This is a genomic window from Kocuria sp. CH-021, assembly GCF_049716185.1.
Classification (GTDB): domain Bacteria; phylum Actinomycetota; class Actinomycetes; order Actinomycetales; family Micrococcaceae; genus Kocuria; species Kocuria cellulosilytica.
The window spans coordinates 61,471-82,634 of record NZ_JBNAFK010000006.1; the positions used below are offsets into that span (position 1 = coordinate 61,471).

A 21,164-nucleotide genomic window follows, 5' to 3' on the forward strand; every position below is an offset into this window, starting at 1 on the left:
CCCTGTGACCCCGAACCTCCCCGGACGCCGCCGTCACGCAGCGGGCGGCGGCCGTCAGGGCTCGAGGACCGCCAGCGTCTCGACGTGGTGGGTGTTCGGGTACATGTCGAACGCGCGCACCTCCCGCACGTGCCACCCGGCGCGGCGGAACCGGCCGAGGTCACGGGCCAGCGTGGCCGGATCGCACGCGAGGTACGCGATCCGGCGCGGCGCGAGCGCCACGAGCCGGTCCACGACGGCCCGCCCGGCGCCCGCCCGGGGCGGGTCCAGGACCACGACGTCGGGGCGGGGCACGGCGCCGCCCCGGGCCGGGCGGCGCCGGCCGCGCGCGGGCGCCGCCTCCGGCCACGTCCGGGCCAGCACCTTGTCGACGCTCCCGCGCTCCACGCGCACCCCCGGCCGGCCGGCGAGGGTGCGCCGGGCGTCCGCGCTGGTGACGGGCGAGCCCTCGACCGCCAGGACGGTGCCCGTCTCCCCCACGGCGTCCGCGAGCGCGGCCGTGAACAGGCCCGCGCCCGCGTAGAGGTCGAGGGCGTGCTCCCCCGGGCGGGCCCCGGCGGCCGCGGGCACCGCACCGTGCAGCAGTCCGGGGGCGGCCCGGTGGATCTGCCAGAACCCCTCCGCGGAGACCTCCCAGCGGTGCGGGCCCGCGTGCTCGACGACGGACGGCCGTCCCGCCCAGGTCTCGGGCCGCCGCTGACCCTCGGCGCGGGCGGTGACGGAGACGTCCCGCTCCGCGGTGAGGCGCGCCAGCTCGTGGCGCAGCCGCTCCCGGTCGGCCCCGGGGGCGAGGCTCAGGTGCACCAGCGGCGTCCCGCCGTCGGCGGGGGCCGCGACGTCGACCCGCTCCGCCCCGCGCAGGTCGAGCCGCCCGAGCCGCAGCCCGTCGATCGCGGGGACGACGAGCGGGAAGGAGTCCACCGGCACCACGGCGGCGCTGCGGTGGGGGTGCATCCCGATCCGGCCCGCGGGGTCGACGGCGAAGTGCGCGCGGGTGCGCCAGCCGCGGCCCTGCGGGTCCTCCCCCGGCATGGCCTCGACGGTGACCCGGGTCTCGAGCCCGGCCAGGCGGGAGAGCTGCTCGGTGACCACGGCGGCCTTGAGGGCGCGCTGGGCCGGCAGCTCGGCGTGGCCGAACTCCGCGCCGCCCACGGGCGGCTCGCCGCGCCGCCAGGTCAGCAGGGGGTCGGCCGGGGCCCACACGTGCTCGGCCCGCCGGTGGGGGTCCGCCTCGAGGACGGCCACGACGTCGCCCCGCCAGAACCGGGCCGCGGGGCCGCTGTCGGTGAGGCGGACGCGGACCAGCTCGCCGGGCAGGCCGTGGCGGACGAAGACCACGCGGCCCTCGCCGGTGCGGGCCACGGTGTGCCCGCCGTGGGCGACGGGGCCCAGGCGCAGCTCGAGCTCGACGGGCTCGGCGGACCCTGCGGATTCTGTGGACCCGGCGGGGACCGGGGGGCGGGACGGGATCACGGCTGGGACGCTCTCTGCTCGGGGGCGGACTCGGGGCCCGTGTCCTCGCCGGAGGCGGAGGACAGGTGCCAGGGCACGGAGGCCGTCATGACCCCGCGCTCCTGGTGCAGGCGGGCCCGCAGCGGCCGGATGGCCTGGTTGTGCAGCAGCCGCTCCCACCGGTGCCGCACCACGTACTCGGGCAGGTACACCACGACCAGGTCCCGGGGGGACTTGCGGCGCACCCCGCGCACGTGGTCGAGGACCGGTCCGATGGTGTCCCGGTAGGGCGCGTGCAGGACCGTGACGGGCACCGGGATCTCGAGGCGCTGCCACTCGGCGAGGATCCGGGCGGTGGCGGACGCGTTCGTGTCCACGACCACGGCCTCGAGGGTCGAGGGCCGGGACGCCCGGGCGTAGGCCAGGGCGCGCATGAGCGGCTTGCGCACGGAGGAGACGTAGATGATGGCGTGCACCCGCGAGGGCAGGGCCCGGACCGGGGAGTCGGGCTGGAGCGCGAGCTCGGCGTCCACGGCGTCGTAGTGCCGGCGCACGCCCGCCATGACCGCGCTGAGGACGGCGATGGCCACGATGGTGATCCACGCGCCCTGGGTGAGCTTCGTCACGAGCACGACGACGAGCACCGCCGCGCACAGGACGAAGGCGATCAGGGCCACGGCCCGGCGGACGAACAGCTCGCGGCGGACCCCCGGGTGCGGGCGCATCCGCCGCACCCGCGCCCAGTGCCGCACCATGCCGGCCTGCGTGAGCGTGAAGGAGACGAACACGCCCACGATGTAGAGCTGGATGAGGCTGTTGACGTTGGCCCCGAACGCCACGGTGAGGACCACGGCGACGAGCAGCAGCAGCAGGATGCCGTTGGTGAACGCGAAGCGGTCCCCGCGCGCCTGCAGCTGCCGGGGCAGGAAGGCGTCCCGCGCCAGCCGGGACGCGAGCGTGGGGAAGCCGGAGAAGGCGGTGTTCGCGGCGAGCACCAGCACGCCCACGGTCGCGGCGACGAGCACGAAGAACCACAGGGAGTCGGTGCCGAAGACGGTCTTGGCGAGCTGGCCCAGCACGGGGTCCTGGAAGAAGTCGGGCCCGGGGAGCCGGCCGTCCACGAGCAGCTGCTCCTCCGGGTCGCCCACGACCACCACGTCCGTGCGGTCCGCGAGGTACATCACGCCGGCCAGCAGGGCGGCCGCGAGCGCGCCGAGCACGCCGAGCGTGGCCGCCGCGTTGGCCGCGCGGGGCTTGCGGAAGTACGGCACCGAGTTGGTGATGGTCTCCACGCCGGTCAGCGCCACGGCCCCGGAGGAGAAGGCCCGCAGCACCACCAGGGCGCCCGCCAGGCCGGCCAGCCCGGCGTCGAAGCCCGCGGCGGGCAGGACCTCCCGGTCCGCGCTGGGGGCGTCGCCGAGGGAGCCGGTGAGGTCCTGGCCCAGGCCCACGAGCAGCAGCGCGGCCAGGACGGCGAGGAAGAAGTAGGTGGGCACGGCCGCGGCCCGGCCCATGAACTTCAGGCCGCGGAGGTTGAGCAGGCCCACGAACAGGATCCCGGCCACGGCCAGCTCCACCCGCCAGCCGATGAGCGCGGGCAGCGCCGCCGAGACGTACTGCGCGGCGGTGGCCATGGACACCGCCACGACGAGGGAGTAGTCGGCCATCAGGGCCGCGCCCACGCCCACCCCCGCGGTGCGGCCGAGGTTCTTGGAGACGATCTCGTAGTCGCCGCCGCCGGATGGGTAGGCGCGCACGTTCTGCCGGTACGCGGTGATCACCACGGCGAGCACCACCAGCACGGCCAGGCCCACCCAGGGGGAGACCGCGACGGCCGTGGTCCCCGCGAGCGCGAGCGTGAGGATGATCTCGTCCGGGGCGTAGGCCACCGAGGAGAGGGCGTCCGCCGAGAAGACCGGCAGCGCCGTGCGCTTGGGCAGCACGGCGTCGACGAACCGCTCGTTGTGGATGGGCTTGCCGACGAGTGCGCGCCGCACGGCCCGGGGAATGCTCTGCACGGCTCCCCACGGTAGTCCGTCCCGCACCGATTGTCCGCCGCACCGGCTGCCCGCCGCGCGCCCGGGCGTGACCTAGGCTGAGGGGCATGGCGCATTTCGTGATCATGGGGGTGGGGCGCGTCGGCACGATGGTCGCCCACACCCTCGAGGACTCCGGGCACACCGTGGCGGTGATCGACCAGGACGACCGCGCCTTCCGGAGGCTGCGCAAGTCCTTCGAGGGCAAGAAGGTCACCGGCCTCGGCTTCGACCAGGAGGTGCTGCGCCGGGCCGGCATCGAGGAGGCCTACGCCTTCGCGGCCGTCTCGAGCGGGGACAACTCCAACATCATCGCGGCCCGGGTGGCGCGCGAGACGTTCAAGGTCCGCCACGTCGTGGCCCGCATCTACGACCCCTCCCGGGCGGAGTTCTACCAGCGGCTGGGGATCCCCACCGTCGCCGCCGTGCGCTGGAGCGCCGACCAGGCGCTGCGCCGGATCCTGCCCGAGCAGACCATCACGGCCGACTTCCGGGAGGCCTCGGGACGGCTGCAGCTGGGCGAGCTGTCCCTGGACGACTCCTGGTCCGGCCTGCACCTGGACGCCATCGAGGAGGCCACGGGGGTGCGGATCGCGTTCGTGACCCGCTTCGGGGAGGGCGTCCTGCCCGGTCCGGACATGAGCTACCAGCAGGGGGACGTGGTGCACGCCATGATGCGCACCGACGACGTCGAGGCCGTGTCCCGCGTGCTGTCCCGCCGGCCCGGACCGGACGTGCTCGACTTCGCCAGCTCCCTGCGCCGGGAGTCCGAGGACGCGACCGGATCCGACGACACCCCGCGGGGAGGAGCCTGATGCGCGTGGTCATCGTGGGCGCGGGCGCCGTGGGCGCCTCGATCGCCCGGGAGCTGCTCTCCCACCAGCACGAGGTCGTGATCTTCGACGAGAAGCCCGAGGTGATCGGCCGCTCGGACCTGCGCGGCGCCCAGTGGATCATCGGGGACGCCTGCGAGCTCTCCACCCTGCGGGAGGGCGGGCTCGAGGACACCGACGTCGTCGTCGCCGCCACGGGCGACGACAAGGCGAACCTCGTGGTCTCCCTCCTGGCGCGCAGCGAGTTCGGCGTGCCCCGCACGGTGGGCCGGGTCAACAACCCCAAGAACGAGTGGCTCTTCGACGACGCCTGGGGCGTGGACGTGGCCGTGTCCACGCCGCGGCTGATGACCGCGCTCGTGGAGGAGGCCGTCGAGGTCGGCGACGTGGTGCGGCTGCTGACCCTGCAGACGGGCGGGGCCACCCTCTCGGCCTACACGGTGCCGCACGAGCACCCGATCATCGCCACGATGGTCTCCCAGGTGCCGTGGCCGCCGGACGTGACGCTCGTGGCCATCCTGCGCGACGGCGTGCCCATCACCCCCTCGGGGGACGACGTGGTCGAGGGCGCCGACCAGCTCTTCTTCGTCTCCACCACGGAGGGCGAGGCGCAGCTGCGCGCGATGTTCACCACCGCGGGCCGGCACGAGCCCCACCGGGACTGAGCCCGGCGGCCGGGCTCAGGGGGTGTCCTGCTCCTCGGCGGCGATCTGCTCCGGGGGCCGGGACACGAGCCACGCGAGCCACAGGGTCAGCGCGTACAGGGGCACGCCCATGACCAGGCGCGCCACGCCGAGCCCGGTGAGGTTCTCCGCCAGGTACAGGGGCACCTGCACGAGCAGACGGGCGGCGAACATGGCCATGAGCATGACCGTGGCCACCTGGTACGCGCGGCGGCGCACCGGGACCTCCCGCCACTGGGTGCCCTCCCCGCGGATGTAGCCGTAGAAGACGCCGAGCAGCGGCCAGCGGGCCAGCAGGGACAGCCCGAGCCCGCCGAACCAGGCCGCGTTGATCCAGAAGCCGGGGACGTAGTAGTCCAGCGCCTCGCCGGTGGCGCGCGCGAACAGCGCGCAGACGCCCACGCCCACGAAGCCGGAGACGGCCTGCACGAGGCTCTGGCGCTGGACGAGGCGCAGCACGGTGAAGAGCGCGGCCGCGCCCAGGGACGCGACGAGCGCCACCCCGAGCGTGTTGCCGACGAGCAGCACGGCGAGGAACACGAAGCCCGGCAGGATCGTCTCGGCGAGCCCGCGCCAGCCGCCGACGGCGTGCAGCACGTCGAGCTGGCCGTTGTCCTTGCGCCGCATCCCCGAGCGCGCGGCGTAGGCGGCCATCGAGCGCTCCACGTCGTCGCGCCGGGGCCCGCCCGCCGTGCTCCCGGGCTCCTGGGGGTCCGTCATCGGCTGACCTGCTTCGCGATGATCTCGTAGCGCGGGTTGAACATGGAGGGGCGCCCGTCCCGGAAGCTGACCACGCCCGCGCAGCGCAGCCGCGTGCCCGCGGTGACGCCCGGCACGGAGCGCTGGCCGTGCCACACGAGGCGCAGGGGCCGGGGGGCCACCGGGCCCTGCTCCCCCTCCGTCCGCGGGCAGTCCGGCACGAGCAGCGCCGTGAAGTTCTGCGCGCCCGTCACCGGCGGCACAGTGACCTCCACCACGAGGCCGGTCGCCATCACCCGGCGGCGTCCCCCGGCCGCGGTCGAGGGATCGAGGTCCCCCGCGCAGACCGGCGCCTCGGCGACCACGTCGATGGCTCCGGTGCCCGGCGCCGGCCGGGTGAGCCCGTTCCCCGTCCTCGTCATGGCTCAGCCGATCTCCGTGATCTCGGGGCCGCGCCGCGGCGGCCGGACGGGCTCCCGGTCCGGCTCCTGCGCCGTCTCCTGCTCCGCGTCCCGCTCCGTCCCCGGGGCGGGGCGGCGCACGGCGTCCTCGGGGACGACCAGCGTCAGCAGCTCCCGGGGCGGCATGGGGCGGTCGCCGCGCACCACCACGAGCTCGCGCACGACCTCGTCGAGGGCGGCGGCCGACTCGGCCGTCACCGCGGCGGTGCCCGTGAAGACCGCGCGCACGAACCAGCGCGGCCCGTCGACGCCCACGAAGCGGGCGAGGCGGAAGCCCTGGGTGCCGTCGGAGGCCGTGGCGGGGAAGCGGGCGACGACCTGGAGACCGAACGGGCCCTCCTCGACCGTCGGCTCGCCGTTGCCCGTGCGCAGCGACTGCACCAGCTCGCGGCGGACCTCGTCCCACAGCCCCTCGGAGCGGGGCGCGGCGAACGCCTGGACCTGGACGGACCCGCCCCCGAGGTCCAGGGCGACCGCGCGGGGGCGCTGCGTGCGCTCGTCGACCTCGAGCCGCACGCCCAGCCCGGAGCGCGGGCGCACGAGAACGGCACCGAGGTCGAGGTAGCCGTCGCGGCCGTCGATCTGCGAGACGTCGAGAGGGCCCTGCGGCTCCCGGCGCCGCGCCGCCGCGGCGTCCTCGGCGCTCGGGACGGCCTCCGGCGGCTGCGGGGCGGCGTCCTGCGCCGGGGGCTGCTTCTTCTTGCGACCGAACATGTTCTCGTTCTCCTCCGCCGGCCCGCGGGCCGGCTCGTGGCGTGAGCTCGTGGGGGGCGGCTCGGGGATCAGGCGGTGCCGCTCGAGCCGAAGCCCGTGCCGCCGCGGGCCGAGCCGGGCAGGACGTCGACGACCTCGAAGACGGCCTGCTCGACGCGCTGGACGACGAGCTGGGCGATGCGGTCCCCGCGGCGGACCGTGAAGGACTCGGTGCCGTCCGTGTTGAGCAGGGTGACCATGATCTCGCCGCGGTAGCCGGAGTCGACGGTGCCCGGGGCGTTGACCACCGTGATGCCGTGCCGGGCGGCCAGACCCGACCGGGGGTGCACGAATGCCGCGTACCCCTCGGGCAGCGCGATCGCCACGCCCGTGGGCACGAGGGCCCGCTGCCCGGGGCCGAGGACCACGTCCTCGCGGGAGCGCAGGTCCGCGCCGGCGTCCCCGGGCTTGGCGTACACGGGCGGCGGGAGGTCCGGGTCGAGGGCCTGCAGCGCGATGCTGAGCGGGCGCCCGTGGCCCGACGGCGGCCGGTGGCCTGTCGACTGGTCGTTCACAGTGCCCCACTCTAACGCGCCGGACCACGGGCGCGGTCGTGAGACGCTAGAGCCATGTCCGACCCTGCTTCCTCCAGTGCGTCCCCGGCCGACGGCCCCCGCCGGTCCTCCTCCGAGCGGCCCGGCGCCGAGATCCTCTACGAGGAGAAGCTCACCCCCGCGTGGTGGATGTGGCTCCTCGTGCTCTTCGCGGGCCTCGTCGCCCTGATCGCGCTCGCCCCCATCGACCTGTGGGTGGCCGGCGCCGCGGCCCTCGTGGTCGGCGGCGGCACCGCCGTGGCCCTCGTCGCCTCCAGCACCAGGATCGTCGTGACCGACGAGTTCCTGCAGGTCGGCCGGGCCCGCATCGAGCGCCGGTTCGTGGGCGAGGCCGAGGCCTTCCGCGGCGACGACGTCCGCCGGGTCCGGGGGCCCGAGCTCGACGGACGGGCCTACATGAACTTCCGGGCGTCCGTGGGGCCGGTGGTGCGGATCCGGATCACCGACCCCGTCGACCCCACCCCCTACTGGCTCACCTCCACCCGGCACCCCGAGCGCGTCGTCGAGGTGCTGTCCGGGCGCCCGTGAGCACGGCCCGGGAACGGAGGAACCCCGCCGCGACGGACGTCGCGGCGGGGTTCCTCGCACTGCTCGGACGAGCTCGGACCGGCGGGGCTCAGCCCACGCACTCGACGCAGTGCTTGACGCCGTTGCGCTCCTCGGCGATCTGGGAGCGGTGGCGCACCAGGAAGCAGGAGCCGCAGGTGAACTCGTCCTCCTGGGCCGGCAGCACGACGACGGACAGCTCCTCGTTGGAGAGGTCCGCGCCCGGCAGCTCGAAGCTCTCCGCCGCGGCCGCCTCGTCCTCGTCCACGGCACCGGACTGCGGGTCGCTGCGACGCGTCTGCAGCTCCTCGATCGAGTCCTCCTTGAGCTCGTCGTCCTGCTTGCGCGGCGCGTCGTAATCAGTGGCCATGTCGGGTCTTCGCTCCCATGGGGTCCGAGGGCGGGCTCGGGCACGGCTCGCCGCCGCCCACCGGGCTCTGTGTCGCGTAGATTGTTCACCATCCGGGGGCAAAAATCCAACCGTGCACGGGCCCGCGAACACGCGGCGGAGGCCCTCCGCGGACGGCCTCCGGCCGGGGTCGTGCGACGGCCAGTAGGATTGGGGGGCGGGACCGGGCCGGCACGTCGGACGCGACCGACGGACCCGCCCCGCAGCGCCCGCTCGACGACCCCGAGCGCACCCGAGAACCATCCCGGAGGAATGACAGCATGGAGCAGTTGCGCCTGGCAGGTGTGCACGACGACGGTGAGCACCTGGTCGTCGAGGACGAGGCAGGCACCCGCCACCTGTTGCGGATCGACCAGGAGCTGCGCCTGGCCGTCCAGCGCGCCCGGCGCCTGCCCGGCGCCCGCCAGCGCGGCTCGGGCCAGTTCGGGCCCCGCGAGATCCAGGCCCGGTTCCGCGCCGGGGCCACGGTCGAGGAGATCGTGGCCGAGAGCGGCTGGGAGTCCGCGCGCGTCCGCCGCTACGAGTGGCCGATCCTCGCCGAGCGGGCCCACGTCGCCGCCGAGGCGCAGAAGGTCGAGATCGAGGACCGCTCCGCCCACCGCGGCTACCACTCCGTCTTCGAGGGCGAGCCCCTGACCCTCGGCCGTGCCGTCGCCCACCGGGCCGCCGACCTCGGCGTGGACCCCTCGTCCCTCGAGTGGGACTCGTGGCAGCGGGAGGACCACCTGTGGGCAGTGGTCGCCCGGTTCTCGGTGGTGGACCCCTCGGCCGCCCCCGCCCACGACGAGCCGCTGGCCGAGTGGCTGTACAACCCCGCGAACCAGAGCGTGCGGCCGGCGAACCCGTGGGCGGAGTCCCTCACCGAGCCCGGCCCCCCGGACACGCCCCTCGGCACGGGGCTCGGCGTCCTGGACGGCGGCCTCGACCCCGAGCTCACGCAGCTGCGCCGCTCGGCCGTGGAGGCCGACGACCTGCTCGACGTGCTGCAGGCCCGCCGCGGGCAGCGCATCGGCGAGGACGCCGACGGGGACGACGCCCTCGCCGAGATCCTGGGCCGTGGCATGGGCCACGTGGAGCGGCGGCCGCGCCCGCTCGCCGCTCCCGAGGACAGCTCCGTCTTCGACCGGCCCTTCCAGCCCGCCACGCAGTTCCCCGAGCCCGGCGCCGCCACGGAGCCCGCCCCGGGCCGGGCCGGGGCGCCCGCCGCCGGCACGGACGAGCAGTGGGCGGAGGCGGCCACCGGCGCGCCGGCCGAGCCCGTCGAGCACTCCCCCGCCCGGGACGGCGCGCCCGCGAGCACCCCGGAACGGGCGCAGCAGCCCGGGCCGGAGCGCACCGGGGGCGACGACGGGGCCGCGCCCGCCGCGGACTCCTCCGCTGCCGAGGCATCCGGGACGGGGACCTCCGAGACCGGGACGCCCGGCACCGGGACGCCCGCAAGCGTGACACCCCGGTCCGGGGCCGACGGAACCGGGAAGTCCCCGTCCGAGGACCCGCCGGGCGAGGACCCCGCCGACAGTACCGCTCCGGCCGCGCGAGAGGGCGCCGAGGACTCCACCGCCGAGGAGGAGTCCGCACCGGAACGGCCCCGTCCGCGCAACAAGACGGCGAAGGCACGGCGCTCCGCGCGGTCCTCGGTGCCCAGCTGGGACGAGATCGTCTTCGGCAGCTCCTCCGACTGAGCCCCGGTGCGTGCCGTCCGGCACCCGCCGCCCGGCACGGGTTAGAGTGCACGCAGCAGGGGACGGCTCCGCGCCGTTCCTCCGGGTCCGCGCGCTCCCCCATCCCGCGCTCGGCCCGGACGGACGACACCACGTCAGGGGCAGCACGACATGGGCAATTCCATCGAGGACGATCTCTTCGGGGACGACGAGCGCGACGCCGCCACCGCGGACGCCGCCACCCCCGGCGGCACCTCCGCCGCGCCGGCGGGACCGGCCGAGCTCGTCCAGGGCTCCGGACCGGGCCGGTTCGTGGCCGGCCTGGTCCTCGGCGCAGTCGTGCTCGTGGTGCTCGCCGGCGTCGGGGCGCTCTATCTGGGCGGGGTGGGGCGCAGTCTCTTCGGCAGCGGTCAGCAGGCGGAGTTCATCCCCGCCCCCTCGATGACCACGTCACCGTCGGCCACCGCCTCGCCGACGCCCACCCGCACCCGCACGCCCTCCCCCACACCCTCCCCGACGCCGAGCCCCTCGGCCGAGGCCCCCGCCCCGCCGCCGCCCGCCCCGGAGCCGGTGCCGCCGGCCCCCGTGGTCCCCGCGCCGGCGCCCGTGCCTCCCGCCCCGGTCGCGCCCGAGCCGGTCGTCCCCGCGCCCGTCCCGCCGCAGCCGGGGGTGCCCGCCCCGGCACCCGCTCCGCCCGCTCCCCCCGCGCCGCAGCCGGCCCCGCCCGAGCCCGGACCCGCGTCGCCCGGGACGCCCGTGGAGGACGAGGGAGGCCCGGTCGAGGAAGACCCGGCCGAGGAGGGTCCGGACGAGGAGGACCCCGTCGACGAGGAGCTCGCCGAACCCGCCGCCGCCGGGGAGGAATCCGCCGAGGGGGGATCCGCCGAGGACGGAACTGCCGACGAGGCCGGCGGGGAGACCCCGGCGGTGCCGTGAGCGAGGAGACCCCGGCGGCGCCCTGAGCGGGGAGACCCCGGCGGTGCCGTGAGCACGGGGAGACCGGGCCGGGCCCGCCAGCGGGCGCTCAGGCGAGGCGCAGCAGCGGGACCTCCCGCTCGGCGCGGGTGAGCGAACCGTGCTGACCCACCATGGACAGGACGCTGGGCCGGAGCCGGCCCAGGTCGAACAGTGCGATCGGGTCCCGGGCCAGCACCAGGAGGTCGCCGATCCGCCCGCGCACCGCCTCGCGCACGAGCTCCGGCGGCCCGAAGTAGCCGGCCTCGAGAGCGGCCTCCCGGGAGAGCAGCCACACCCGGGAGCCGAACTGCCCGCGCCAGGCGGCCACGAGCGCCCTGACGTCCCCGGCCGTGGCGTCCTGCTCCAGGTGCAGCTGCACCGTCCGCGGCTCCCCCGCCGTGTGCCGGACGCCGTCCAGCAGACCCGGAAGCCCGGAGAAGTCGACGCGGGCGTCCCGGGGGACGTCCACCATGCCGTGGTCACCGGTCACCAGCACGGTGGTGCCGGCCGGGACCCGGGCGACCAGCCGGCGCAGGGCCGCGTCGAGCTCCTCGAGCTGGGCCGTCCACTCCCAGGACTCCCAGCCCCGCGCGTGCCCGGTGCGGTCGAGCTCGTCCCAGTAGAAGTACATGAGGGCGTCCCGGCCCGCGGCGAGCTGGTCGAGCGCGGTGCTGACGCGCGCCGCCGGTCCCTCCGCGGCGACGAACCGGCTTCCGCGCAGGGCGGCCTCGGTGAGCCCGGAGCCGGCGAACTTGCCCCGGCTGACCGTGATCACGTCGAGGTGCTCGGCGGCGCGCTCGAACACCGTGGGCAGCGGCTGCCACGTGCGCGGGTCCACGGCGGCGTCCCAGCCCCCGAGCTGGTTCACGACCCGGTCCCGGGCGGGGTCCAGCACGTCGTAGCCCACCAGGCCGTGCGCTCCGGGGGCGGCGCCGGTGCCGAGGGACGCCAGTGAGGCCGCCGTCGTCGTGGGGAACGCGGCGTCCAGGGTGGCCAGGCTCCGGGCCCCGGCCAGGACGGGGGCGTGCCCGGCGCGGGCCCGCAGCTGCGCACGCCCCAGCCCGTCCACCATGACGACGACGACCCGGCGGGCGGCGGGCAGGCCCAGCACGTCCCGGAAGCCGGGCACGCCCAGGGACGCCGCGGCCGAGGACATGACCTCCGCGACCGATCGGCTGCCGTAGCGGGGCGGGCCCGGCAGGTCGGCGGGCAGCGCGGGGAGGACTTCCTGCACCGCCCTCATCGGGCGGCGCCGCCGTCCCGGCCGGTGAACCGGTCGGTGAACCGGGTGCGCGGGGTGGCCGCGGCCGTCCGCCGCGGGGCGGGCGTGCGGCCGTGAACCGGCTGGGCGATCTGCGCGCCGTCGGTCAGGGGGGAGAGGTTGGCCCGGCGCAGCGTGCGCGCGAACTCCCGCGCCCCCTCGACGGCGGCCGGGCCGTCGGCCTCCGCGCTGATCCGCAGCACGATGTCCTCGCGGGCCGCGGTGCCGGTGTAGCCGTGGTCGGCCTGGCACTGGGGGTCCTCGCACAGCGCGGGCGCCAGGTCCACGTGCAGGGTGCCCGTCCACGCGATGGCGAGCGTCACCTCGGAGATGGGGCTGTCCGGCCGGTAGTTGGCCGGCTGGTAGTAGGAGTAGCTGAGCGTCACGGAGCGGATCTGCGAGATCCCCACCGTCTCGGTGGAGACGCGGGCCACCACGTCCCGGCCGCTCTCGTCGAACTCCTCGTCGTCCACGTGCGTCACGTGGAGCACGTCCTCGGCGAGCACCAGCACGGTGGTGTGGCGGTGCACCTCCGTCCGGTCGATGTGGGTCTCCAGCTGCACGAGGTGGGACACCGGGGACCGGCCGTCCAAGGAGTCCTGGACCACGTCGATCACCAGCTGCGGATAGAAGCCGGCCTTGTTGATGTCCTCGACCAGCCGCTGGCCGCGCTCACCTGAATACGTCATGGAGGACATTTTCCCCCACGCGCGCGCCCGCGCCCAACACGGGCCCTCAGGGCACGCGGAAGTAGCAGCGCTCCTCCCCGCCGCCCTGGTCCTCGCAGACCCGTTCCAGCACCACGGGGGTCTCCTCCGGCGCCGGGCCGGGGGGTGTCGGCGCGCTGCGGGTGGCCGTGGGCGTCGGACCGGGAGCGGGGACCTGCTCCGCGGAGCCCAGCGGGTCGAGCAGCAGGTAGCCGCTCAGCAGCGCCGTCATTCCCACCAGGACCACGAACACGCCCCGCACGGCGCTGCCGCGGCGCCGGCGCCCGGTCCGCGCCGTCGGGGTGAACGTCCCCGTCCGCCGTCCCGCGGCCGGCCGGTGGCCCGCGCCGTCCCGGCCCGGAACCGGGACGGGTGCTCCGGCGCCGGCGGGCCCCGGCGTGCCCCGCCCGGGCCCGGACCCGCCGTCCCCGGGCCCCGTGTCGCCCGGACCGGTCGCTCCCGGGTCCCCGGGCCTGCCGCCGTTCGCCCCGGTGCTGCTCGGCCCGCTGTCGCCCTCGCCGGCGTCGTTGCTCCCGGAGCCGGCCGCCGCGGGGCCGTCCTTCCCGGCGCCGGCACTCCCCGCGCCGGCACTCCCGGCGCCGGCATGCCCGGTGCCGCCGCTCCCGGTGCCGGCCGCCCAGGTCCCCGAGGCCCCGGCACCGGCGCCACCGGTGTCCACCGTGTCGGGTCCGTCCGGGAACGGGTCGCCGGTGCGCTCCCCCCGTGTTCCGCCCGCTCCGGAGCCGGGCCCCGCACCGGCCGGGTCCGCCGTGCGCTCCGGGGCGTCCGTGCCGTCCCATCCGGTCAGCACCCGGCTCGCCCACGGCTCGGGCAGGGGGTCGAGGACGTCGAAGACCTCGAACGGCTCCCCGTCCCGCGTGCGGGCCGGGTCGAAGCGCCGCCGTGCCGCGCCCGCGGTGAGCTCGTGCAGCACGGCCACGGCCGCGTCCCGGCGCAGCGCGGGGTCCGGGGTGAGCAGCGCCGCGAGGTGCTCGGCGAGGTCGCCCTGCTCCCCCACCACCGCCCGCGCGTCGTTGGGCCCGAGGCTCTCCTGGGGCTCCAGCGAGGGGTCCAGCATCCGCAGCGCGGTGATCCCCGCGGCGTAGAGGTCCTGCGCGGGGCTCGGGTCGGTGAGCGCGTAGGCCTCCGGGGGCAGGTAGCCGGGGGTGCCCACCACCGTGCCCGTCCGGGTCAGCCGGGCGTCCTGGACACGCACGGCGATGCCGAAGTCGGAGAGGAAGACGTGGGGCCGGCTGGTCCCGGTGCTGTCCAGCATGAGGTTGCCCGGCTTCACGTCCCGGTGCACCCAGCCCTGGGCGTGCACGAACTGCAGCGCCTGGAGCAGCTGGGCCAGGACCTCCTCCGTCAGCTCCGCCGAGGCCGCCCCGTTGTCCAGCAGCGCGGACTCCAGGGTCCCCCCGTGGACGAGCGGCATCGCGATGACCACGTGCGCGTCCTCCGCGGCCCAGCCGTACGGGGCGAGCACGTGCGGGTGCTCCAGCTTCACCGACTGCTCCCGCGCGAAGCGCAGCAGGTCCGCGGAGTCGCGCTGGCGCAGCACCTTGGCCGCGCACAGCTGCTGGAGCCGGCCGTCCCAGGCCCGCCACACGGACCCGCTGCCGCCGCGGGCGATGGGGTCGATGAGGGTGTACCGACCGGCTATGGTGTCCGCCACGAGGTCCGGGCCCGCCTAGCTGCGCATGGCCCGGCGCGCGCTGTCCGTCCGCTGCCGGGCGTTGCCGATCCCGACCGAGGCCCCGAGCACGGTCAGGGAGCCGCTGGAGACGAGCACCGGGTTCAGCTCCACGCGGGCGATCTCCGGGTGCCGGTCCTTGAGCAGCGCCACCCGGGAGACCAGGTCCTCCAGCCGGTCCACGTCCGCGGCCGGGACCCCCTGGTGGCCGAACAGCTTGCGGGAGGCCTTGGGCTCCCGGACCATCCGCCGCACGTCCTGGTCGGTCAGCGGCGGGACCCGGTGGGCCCAGTCCTCGAGGAGGTTCACCGCGTCCCCCGCCATCCCGAACGAGAGCACGGGGCCGATGAGCGGGTCCTCGATGGCCCGGAGCACCACGGCCTGGCCGGTGGGCGCCATGGACTGCACCTCGAGGTCGAAGGTGCCGAAGGGGGCGAGCGCGCGGTGCATGGTCTCGATGGCCGTGCGCAGCTGCGCGTCGTCCTGGATGTTGAGCTGCACGCCGCCCAGGTCGAGGCGGTGCCGGAGGTTGGGGTCCGTGGTCTTCAGGGCCACCGGGTAGCCGAGCCGCTCGGCGGCGGCCGGCGCGTCCGCAGGATCCGTGAACCGCTCGCTGGGCAGCAGGCCGATGCCGTAGGTCGCCAGCAGCGTCCTCGCCTGGTCGGCGTCCAGCTCGAGCAGCTCGTCGCCGGAGACCCGGGGCAGCACCGTCTCCACGAAGGTCTCGGCCGCCTCCGCGTCGATGCCCTTCGGCTCGGCGTGCCGGCCCTGGTCCTGGGCGCGCCACCGGGTGTAGTCCACCACCTTGGCGAGCGCGCGCAGGGCCGCGCCCGGGGAGTCGAAGCAGGGCACGTCCAGGCCGTCGTCGGCGTGGTGCAGGGCGGAGACCGCGCCGGGCTCGGTGCTGCCCGTGAAGACGACCACCACGGTCTTGCCGTGCTCGCGCCCCACGCGGCCCACGAGCTCGGCGACCTCCTCCGGCGTGGTGTCCGGGACCGGCATCAGCGTGACCACGGCGGTGTCGACGCCCTCGGCGCCGAGGCAGCTGTCGACGGCCGCCCGCAGCTGCCCGAGGGCCTCCCGTCCGCCGTCCGCGGTCCGGACGCCCGCCTGGGTCACCGCGACCTCCAGCCCCAGCTGCATGCACCGGTCCTCCATGAGCTGGCCCAGGGCCAGTGCGTTGGAGACGAGGGCCGTGCGGCCGCCCGCGGGCAGGGGCTGGCCGGCGAGGATCCCGGCCACGTCCATCAGGTGCTCGCTCGTGTCCGCGCGGATCACCCCGGCCTGGCGGAACATCGCGTCCAGGGCCCCGGGCGGCGCCTGCGTGGTGCGCCCGGTGTGGCCGGGCGGCAGCCGCAGCCCGGTGACCTCGCTCTTGGCCACGATCACGGGCTTGTTCAGGGACAGCCGGCGCGCGATGCGGGAGAACTTGCGGGGGTTGCCCACGGACTGCAGGTAGAGCCCGCACGCGCGGGTCGCGGCGTCGTCCTCCCAGTACTGCATCATGTCGTTGCCGGAGACGTCGGCGCGGTTGCCGGCGGAGAGGTACGTGGACACCCCCACGTTGTGGCGCAGCGCGGCGGCGTTGAGCATCATGCCGATGGCGCCCGACTGGCTGAACAGCCCCAGGGGGCCCTCGCGCGGCACCGCCGGCAGGATCGAGGCGTTGAAGCGGGACTCCGGGGCCGTGCTGTAAAGCCCGAGGCTCGCGGGGCCGACCACGCGCATCCCGTGCGAGCGGGCACGGCGGACGAGCTCGGTCTGCCGGGCCCGGCCCGCCGCGCCCGCCTCGGCGTAGCCGCCCGTGACGACGACGACGGCGCGCACGCCCGCCGCGCCGCACTGGTCCACGACGTCGGCCACCAGGTCCACGGGCACGGCGACCACGGCGAGGTCCACGCGCTCGGGGACCTCGCCGATCGAGGTGGCGTGGGTCATGCCCTCCCGCTCGAACGGGGTGGGGCTCACGCCGCTGAGCCGGCCGGCGAACCCGGAGGCGACGAGGTGCTCGACCAGCGCGTGCCCGGCGTGGCCGGGGTCCCGCGACGCCCCGATCACGGCGATGGAGGACGGGGAGAGGAGGTCGGCCATGGACAGGGCCTCGGCCCGGTGCTCCCGCGCGGCCATCACGGCCAGCGACTTCTCGGTCGGGTCGATGTCGAAGCCCACCACCACCACGCCGTCGTCGAACTTGCGGGTGAGCTCGTAGCCGGCCTCGGCGAACACGCGCAGCATCTTGCGGTTCTCGGGCAGCACCTCGGCGGAGAAGTGGTCGATCCCGTTCTCCCGCGCCGCGGCGGCGAGGTGCTCGAGCAGGATCGAGCCGATCCCCCGCCCCTGATGGGCGTCGGAGATCATGAACGCGACCTCGGCGTCCTGCGGGTCGTCCGTGCGGTCGTAGCGGCCGACCCCGATGATCTGCTCGCCCAGCAAAAGCACGAAGCACACGCGGTCCCGGTGATCCACCCGGGTGAACCGGTCCAGCTCGCGGGCGGAGAGCGTGGGCTTGTAGGAGAAGAAGCGCAGGTAGATGGAGTTCTCGGACTGCGACCGGTGGAAGGCCAGGAGCGCGTCCCGGTCCTGCGGGGAGATGGGGCGCAGCTGCGCCGTGGCGCCGTCGCGCAGGATCACGTCGGCCTCCCAGTACTCGGGGTACTGTCCGGCTTCGTCCGTGTCCGCGGTCTCTGGAACCATAGACTTCAGGCTAGTAGACAAACCCGCACCGTCAACGGTGCCTCCCGGTGCGTCCCCCGACGTTCTGCAACGCCGAGCGGCGGGGGCCGCACCGGACCGACCCACGACCGAAGGACCCCCCGCTGTGATGGCTCGCCGCCGTGCGCCCTCCCGTCCGTCCGCCGAGGACGAGCTGCCCGCCGACTTCCGGGAGAACATCGTCGACATCGACGTGACCTCCGAGATGGAGACGAGCTTCCTCGAGTACTCGTACTCCGTCATCTACTCCCGCGCCCTGCCCGACGCCCGGGACGGGCTCAAGCCCGTGCAGCGCCGCATCCTGTTCATGATGAACCAGATGGGGCTGCGCCCCGACCGCGGTCACGTCAAGAGCGCGCGCGTCGTCGGCGAGGTGATGGGCAAGCTGCACCCGCACGGCGACTCCGCGATCTACGACGCGATGGTCCGCCTCGCCCAGTCCTTCGCGATGCGCCTGCCGCTCGTGGACGGGCACGGCAACTTCGGCTCCCTCGACGACGGCCCCGCGGCCTCCCGCTACACCGAGGCCCGGATGGCCCCGGCCGCCCTGGCGCTCACGGCCGACCTCGACGAGGACGTCGTCGACTTCGTGCCCAACTACGACAACCAGTTCACCCAGCCGGGCGTGCTGCCCGCGGCGTTCCCGAACCTGCTGGTCAACGGCTCCTCCGGGATCGCGGTGGGAATGGCCACGAACATGGCCCCGCACAACCTGCGGGAGGTCGTCGCGGGCGCCCGCCACCTCGTGGAGCACCCCGAGGCCACGCTCGAGGAGCTCATGCGCTTCGTCCCCGGCCCGGACCTGCCCTCGGGCGGGCGGATCGTGGGCCTCGACGGGATCCGGGACGCCTACCGCACCGGGCGCGGCTCGTTCAAGACCCGCGCGAAGGTCTCGATCGAGCAGGTCTCCCCGCGCAAGCAGGGCATCGTCGTCACCCAGCTGCCCTACATGGTGGGGCCCGAGAAGGTCACCGAGAAGATCAAGGAGGCGGCGCAGGCGAAGAAGCTCCAGGGCGTCTCCGACGTCGTGGACCTGACCGACCGCAAGAACGGCATGCGCCTCGTCATCGAGGTCAAGAACGGCTTCAACCCGCAGGCGGTCCTGCAGCAGCTGTACAAGTACACGCCCATGGAGGACTCCTTCGGGATCAACAACGTGGCGCTCGTGGACGGACGGCCCCGCACCATGGGCCTGCTCGAGCTGCTGCGGGTGTACGTGGAGCACCGGCTGTCGGTGGTCCGGCGGCGCACCGGGTTCCGCCTGGGCAGGCGGCGCGACCGGCTGCACCTGGTCGAGGGCCTGCTCGTGGCCATCGTCGACATCGACGAGGTCATCCAGATCATCCGCTCGTCCGACGAGACGGCCGTGGCCCGGGAACGGCTCATGGCCGTCTACGACCTCAGCCGCGTGCAGGCCGACCACATCCTCGAGCTGCGCCTGCGCCAGCTGACCAAGTACTCGCGGATCGAGCTCGAGAAGGAGCAGGAGGAGCTGCGCCGGGAGATCGCCGAGCTAGAGGAGACCCTCGCCTCCGACGCCCGGCTGCGGGCCCTGGTCTCGGCGGAGCTCGCGGAGATCGCCGAGGTCCACGGCGACGACCGGCGCACCGAGCTGCTCGAGTCGGAGGCGCTGCCGGCGCCGGCCGCCGCGGCGGCGGCCCCCGCCCCGGGGAAGGCCCCGGGGGGCGGGCTCTCCCTCGAGATCGCCGACGACCCGTGCTGGGTCTTCCTGTCCACCTCGGGCCAGCTCGCCCGGACCCCCTCCCAGGTGCCGCTGGTGGATCCGCCGCGGCGGATCAAGCACGACGCCCTGGTCTCGGCGGTGCGGGCCACCGCCCGCGGGGAGATCGGCGCGGTCACGTCGACCGGTCGCATGCTGCGCGTCCAGGTGATGGACGTGCCCGTGCTGACCGCCTTCGAGGGCACCCCCAAGCTGGGCGACGGGGTCCCGGTCAAGGATTTCCTCACCCTCGGCCGCGGGGAGCGGCTCGTGGGGCTCGCGCCGCTCAACGCCGTGCTGGCCCTGGGCACCCGCAACGGTGTGGTCAAGCGCGTCAGCCCGGAGTACCCCCTCAACCGGGAGGACTGGGAGGTCATCACCCTCAAGGACGGCGACGAGGTGGTCGGCCTCGCCGAGTCCGCCGCCGAGGACGAGCTGGTGTTCGTGACCCGGGACGGCAAGCTGCTGCACTTCGAGGCTGGCGCCGTGCGGCCCCAGGGGCGCACCGCCGGCGGCGTCGCGGGGATCAAGCTGGTCCCGGGGGACGCCGTGGCGTTCTTCGGGGCCGTGCGCGATGCGGACGAGACGCCCGTGGTCGTGACCCTCGCCCGGGCGGACGAGGTGCTGCCCGGCATGTCGCAGTACTCGGTGAAGGTCACCCCGTTCTCGGAGTACCCGCCCAAGGGCAGGGCCACCGGCGGCGTGCGCGCGCACCGCTTCCTCAAGGGGGAGACCGGGCTGGCGCTGGCCTGGGTCGGGCACGGTCCGGCCAAGGCCGTCTCGGCCTCGGGCGTGGCCCGGGCCCTGCCCACCGAGCACGGACGCCGGGACGGCTCGGGCGTGCCCACCGACCAGGTGATCGACGCCGTGGGCCCCGCCTACGGCTGAGCCTCAGCGGCGGGGGCCGAGCAGCCCCATCTGCGTCACGGCCGCGCGCTCCTCCTCGAGCTCGCGGACGGAGCGGTCGATGCGGGAGCGCGAGAACCCGCCGAGCTCGAGGTCCGGGACGATGCCGGCGCGCCCGTCCCGGCAGACGACCGGGAAGGAGCTGACGAGCCCCTCCGGCACGCCGTAGGACCCGTCGGAGGCCACGGCCATGGACGTCCACCCGCCCTCGGCGGTCCCCAGGACCCAGTCGCGGACGTGGCACAGGGCCGCGTGCGCCGCCGAGGCCACCGAGGAGCCGCCGCGCACGTCGATGATCTCGGCGCCGCGGCGGGCGACCCGGGGGATGAAGGTGCTGTCCACCCAGTCCAGGTCCAGGCCCTTCTCCGCGAGCGCCTCGAGCGCCGGCCGGCCCCCGACCGTGGCGTGGGTCAGGTCGGGGTACTGGCTCGCGGAGTGGTTGCCCCACACGGCCACGCCCTCGATCTCGTCGACGCGCGCCCCGGTGGCCGCGGCCAGCTGCGCGAGCGCGCGGTGGTGGTCGAGCCGGGTCAGGGCGGTGAACCGCTCGCGCGGGACGTCCGGGGCGTGCGAGGCGGCGATGTACGCGTTGGTGTTGGCGGGGTTGCCCACCACGACGGCCCGGAAGTCCTCGGCCGCGCCCCGGTTGACGGCCCGCCCCTGGACCGAGAAGATCCCGGCGTTGGCCTCGAGCAGGTCCGCGCGCTCCATGCCCTGGGACCGGGGGCGGGCCCCGATCAGCAGCCCCACCGAGGCGCCGTCGAAGGCGGCGTCCGCGTCCTCGAAGACCTCCACGCCGTCGAGCAGGGGGAACGCCCCGTCCTGCAGCTCCAGGGCCGTGCCCTCCGCGGCCCGCCGCGCCTGCGGCAGCTCGAGCAGGTGCAGCCGGACCGGCGTGCCGGGCCCGAGGAGGTCGCCCGCCGCGGCCCGGAAGACGGTGGCGTAGCCGATCTGGCCCGCGGCGCCCGTCACGGTGACGGTGACCGGCCGGGGCCGGGCGGGTGCGGTGGACGGGGTGTGCGGGCCGGTGGCGGTCATGCGGGGTCCTTCCTGGGGGACGGTCGCTCGTCCCTGCCCAGCGTAGCGGCCGGGCCGCCGGGCGGGGCCCGGCCGCTCCCGGG

Annotated in this window: 18 protein-coding genes; 6 read left to right on the plus strand and 12 right to left on the minus strand. The window is 75.6% G+C overall.

Annotated elements, in window-relative coordinates; genetic code table 11:
* Positions 1 to 54: 54 nt before the first annotated feature.
* The gene (locus tag ACPYN7_RS06185; RefSeq protein ID WP_424347042.1) at positions 55 to 1,473 is read right to left on the minus strand and encodes a class I SAM-dependent RNA methyltransferase; all 1,419 of its coding nucleotides are present in this window, start codon (positions 1,471 to 1,473) and stop codon (positions 55 to 57) included.
* A complete protein-coding gene (locus tag ACPYN7_RS06190) occupies positions 1,470 to 3,470 on the minus strand; it encodes an APC family permease (RefSeq protein WP_424347043.1) in 2,001 nt (666 codons plus the stop codon). The genes ACPYN7_RS06185 and ACPYN7_RS06190 overlap by 4 nt, the downstream gene beginning before the upstream one ends.
* A gap of 86 nt (positions 3,471 to 3,556) precedes the next feature.
* On the opposite strand from ACPYN7_RS06190, the gene ACPYN7_RS06195 reads away from it, so the two are divergent.
* The gene (locus ACPYN7_RS06195) at positions 3,557 to 4,303 is read left to right on the plus strand and encodes a potassium channel family protein (RefSeq protein WP_424347044.1); all 747 of its coding nucleotides are present in this window, start codon (positions 3,557 to 3,559) and stop codon (positions 4,301 to 4,303) included.
* Positions 4,303 to 4,986, plus strand: coding sequence for a potassium channel family protein (locus ACPYN7_RS06200; protein ID WP_424347045.1), 684 nt, complete (start codon positions 4,303 to 4,305; stop codon positions 4,984 to 4,986). Before ACPYN7_RS06195 ends, ACPYN7_RS06200 begins: the two co-directional genes overlap by 1 nt.
* 15 nt (positions 4,987 to 5,001) lie before the next feature.
* Here ACPYN7_RS06200 and ACPYN7_RS06205 read toward each other — a convergent pair whose 3' ends face one another.
* The 4 genes from ACPYN7_RS06205 to dut form a co-directional block, all read right to left on the minus strand.
* Positions 5,002 to 5,724 carry a DUF3159 domain-containing protein gene (locus ACPYN7_RS06205; RefSeq protein ID WP_058873672.1) on the minus strand — a complete coding sequence of 241 codons (723 nt, stop codon included), beginning with the start codon at positions 5,722 to 5,724 and terminating at the stop codon, positions 5,002 to 5,004.
* Positions 5,721 to 6,125, minus strand: coding sequence for a hypothetical protein (locus ACPYN7_RS06210; RefSeq protein WP_424347046.1), 405 nt, complete (start codon positions 6,123 to 6,125; stop codon positions 5,721 to 5,723). The genes ACPYN7_RS06205 and ACPYN7_RS06210 overlap by 4 nt, the downstream gene beginning before the upstream one ends.
* 3 nt (positions 6,126 to 6,128) lie before the next feature.
* On the minus strand, positions 6,129 to 6,878 hold the full coding sequence (locus tag ACPYN7_RS06215) for a DUF3710 domain-containing protein (RefSeq protein ID WP_424347047.1): 750 nt from the start codon (positions 6,876 to 6,878) through the stop codon (positions 6,129 to 6,131).
* Positions 6,879 to 6,946: 68 nt separating this feature from the next.
* Positions 6,947 to 7,375, minus strand: coding sequence for a dUTP diphosphatase (gene dut / locus ACPYN7_RS06220; RefSeq protein WP_424347117.1), 429 nt, complete (start codon positions 7,373 to 7,375; stop codon positions 6,947 to 6,949).
* A gap of 111 nt (positions 7,376 to 7,486) precedes the next feature.
* Here dut and ACPYN7_RS06225 point away from each other — a divergent pair, with 111 nt between their 5' ends.
* Entirely contained in the window at positions 7,487 to 7,999 is a 513-nt protein-coding gene (locus tag ACPYN7_RS06225) for a DUF3093 domain-containing protein (protein ID WP_424347048.1), read from the plus strand.
* 88 nt (positions 8,000 to 8,087) lie between these two features.
* Here the strand turns inward: ACPYN7_RS06225 and ACPYN7_RS06230 are convergent, their stop codons facing one another.
* Positions 8,088 to 8,387, minus strand: coding sequence for a DUF4193 domain-containing protein (locus ACPYN7_RS06230; RefSeq protein WP_058873676.1), 300 nt, complete (start codon positions 8,385 to 8,387; stop codon positions 8,088 to 8,090).
* 299 nt (positions 8,388 to 8,686) lie between these two features.
* Here ACPYN7_RS06230 and sepH point away from each other — a divergent pair, with 299 nt between their 5' ends.
* Together sepH and ACPYN7_RS06240 are read left to right on the plus strand one after the other, a co-directional pair.
* On the plus strand, positions 8,687 to 10,108 hold the full coding sequence (gene sepH, locus ACPYN7_RS06235) for a septation protein SepH (protein ID WP_424347049.1): 1,422 nt from the start codon (positions 8,687 to 8,689) through the stop codon (positions 10,106 to 10,108).
* 150 nt (positions 10,109 to 10,258) lie between these two features.
* On the plus strand, positions 10,259 to 11,023 hold the full coding sequence (locus ACPYN7_RS06240; protein WP_424347050.1) for a hypothetical protein: 765 nt from the start codon (positions 10,259 to 10,261) through the stop codon (positions 11,021 to 11,023).
* A gap of 88 nt (positions 11,024 to 11,111) precedes the next feature.
* On the opposite strand, the gene ACPYN7_RS06245 is transcribed toward ACPYN7_RS06240, so the two are convergent.
* The 4 genes from ACPYN7_RS06245 to ACPYN7_RS06260 are packed head-to-tail and all read right to left on the minus strand — an operon-like array spanning position 11,112 to position 17,399.
* Positions 11,112 to 12,287 (minus strand): alkaline phosphatase family protein, encoded by a 1,176-nt coding sequence (locus ACPYN7_RS06245; protein ID WP_424347051.1) that lies wholly within the window; start codon positions 12,285 to 12,287, stop codon positions 11,112 to 11,114.
* Positions 12,284 to 12,994, minus strand: a complete 711-nt coding sequence (locus ACPYN7_RS06250; protein ID WP_058873751.1) for a DUF5998 family protein — start codon at positions 12,992 to 12,994, stop codon at positions 12,284 to 12,286. Before ACPYN7_RS06250 ends, ACPYN7_RS06245 begins: the two co-directional genes overlap by 4 nt.
* Positions 12,995 to 13,040: 46 nt before the next feature.
* A complete protein-coding gene (locus tag ACPYN7_RS06255; RefSeq protein ID WP_424347052.1) occupies positions 13,041 to 14,687 on the minus strand; it encodes a protein kinase domain-containing protein in 1,647 nt (548 codons plus the stop codon).
* Between the two features lie 15 nt (positions 14,688 to 14,702).
* A complete protein-coding gene (locus ACPYN7_RS06260; protein ID WP_424347053.1) occupies positions 14,703 to 17,399 on the minus strand; it encodes a GNAT family N-acetyltransferase in 2,697 nt (898 codons plus the stop codon).
* Positions 17,400 to 17,526: 127 nt separating this feature from the next.
* On the opposite strand from ACPYN7_RS06260, the gene ACPYN7_RS06265 reads away from it, so the two are divergent.
* Positions 17,527 to 20,025 carry a DNA gyrase/topoisomerase IV subunit A gene (locus ACPYN7_RS06265; RefSeq protein WP_424347118.1) on the plus strand — a complete coding sequence of 833 codons (2,499 nt, stop codon included), beginning with the start codon at positions 17,527 to 17,529 and terminating at the stop codon, positions 20,023 to 20,025.
* Positions 20,026 to 20,028: 3 nt separating this feature from the next.
* On the opposite strand, the gene ACPYN7_RS06270 is transcribed toward ACPYN7_RS06265, so the two are convergent.
* A complete protein-coding gene (locus ACPYN7_RS06270; protein ID WP_424347054.1) occupies positions 20,029 to 21,081 on the minus strand; it encodes a malate dehydrogenase in 1,053 nt (350 codons plus the stop codon).
* Positions 21,082 to 21,164 lie beyond the last annotated feature (83 nt).

Coding starts and splice junctions, on each gene's coding strand:
- ACPYN7_RS06205 (WP_058873672.1), bottom strand. CDS start 5,724: ATGACGGACCCCCAGGAGCCCGGGAGCACGGCGGGCGGGCCCCGGCGC.
- ACPYN7_RS06230 (WP_058873676.1), bottom strand. CDS start 8,387: ATGGCCACTGATTACGACGCGCCGCGCAAGCAGGACGACGAGCTCAAG.
- sepH (WP_424347049.1), top strand. CDS start 8,687: ATGGAGCAGTTGCGCCTGGCAGGTGTGCACGACGACGGTGAGCACCTG.
- ACPYN7_RS06260 (WP_424347053.1), bottom strand. CDS start 17,399: ATGGTTCCAGAGACCGCGGACACGGACGAAGCCGGACAGTACCCCGAG.
- ACPYN7_RS06200 (WP_424347045.1), top strand. CDS start 4,303: ATGCGCGTGGTCATCGTGGGCGCGGGCGCCGTGGGCGCCTCGATCGCC.
- ACPYN7_RS06195 (WP_424347044.1), top strand. CDS start 3,557: ATGGCGCATTTCGTGATCATGGGGGTGGGGCGCGTCGGCACGATGGTC.
- ACPYN7_RS06245 (WP_424347051.1), bottom strand. CDS start 12,287: ATGAGGGCGGTGCAGGAAGTCCTCCCCGCGCTGCCCGCCGACCTGCCG.
- ACPYN7_RS06225 (WP_424347048.1), top strand. CDS start 7,487: ATGTCCGACCCTGCTTCCTCCAGTGCGTCCCCGGCCGACGGCCCCCGC.
- ACPYN7_RS06270 (WP_424347054.1), bottom strand. CDS start 21,081: ATGACCGCCACCGGCCCGCACACCCCGTCCACCGCACCCGCCCGGCCC.
- ACPYN7_RS06250 (WP_058873751.1), bottom strand. CDS start 12,994: ATGACGTATTCAGGTGAGCGCGGCCAGCGGCTGGTCGAGGACATCAAC.
- ACPYN7_RS06210 (WP_424347046.1), bottom strand. CDS start 6,125: ATGACGAGGACGGGGAACGGGCTCACCCGGCCGGCGCCGGGCACCGGA.
- ACPYN7_RS06240 (WP_424347050.1), top strand. CDS start 10,259: ATGGGCAATTCCATCGAGGACGATCTCTTCGGGGACGACGAGCGCGAC.
- ACPYN7_RS06215 (WP_424347047.1), bottom strand. CDS start 6,878: ATGTTCGGTCGCAAGAAGAAGCAGCCCCCGGCGCAGGACGCCGCCCCG.
- ACPYN7_RS06265 (WP_424347118.1), top strand. CDS start 17,527: ATGGCTCGCCGCCGTGCGCCCTCCCGTCCGTCCGCCGAGGACGAGCTG.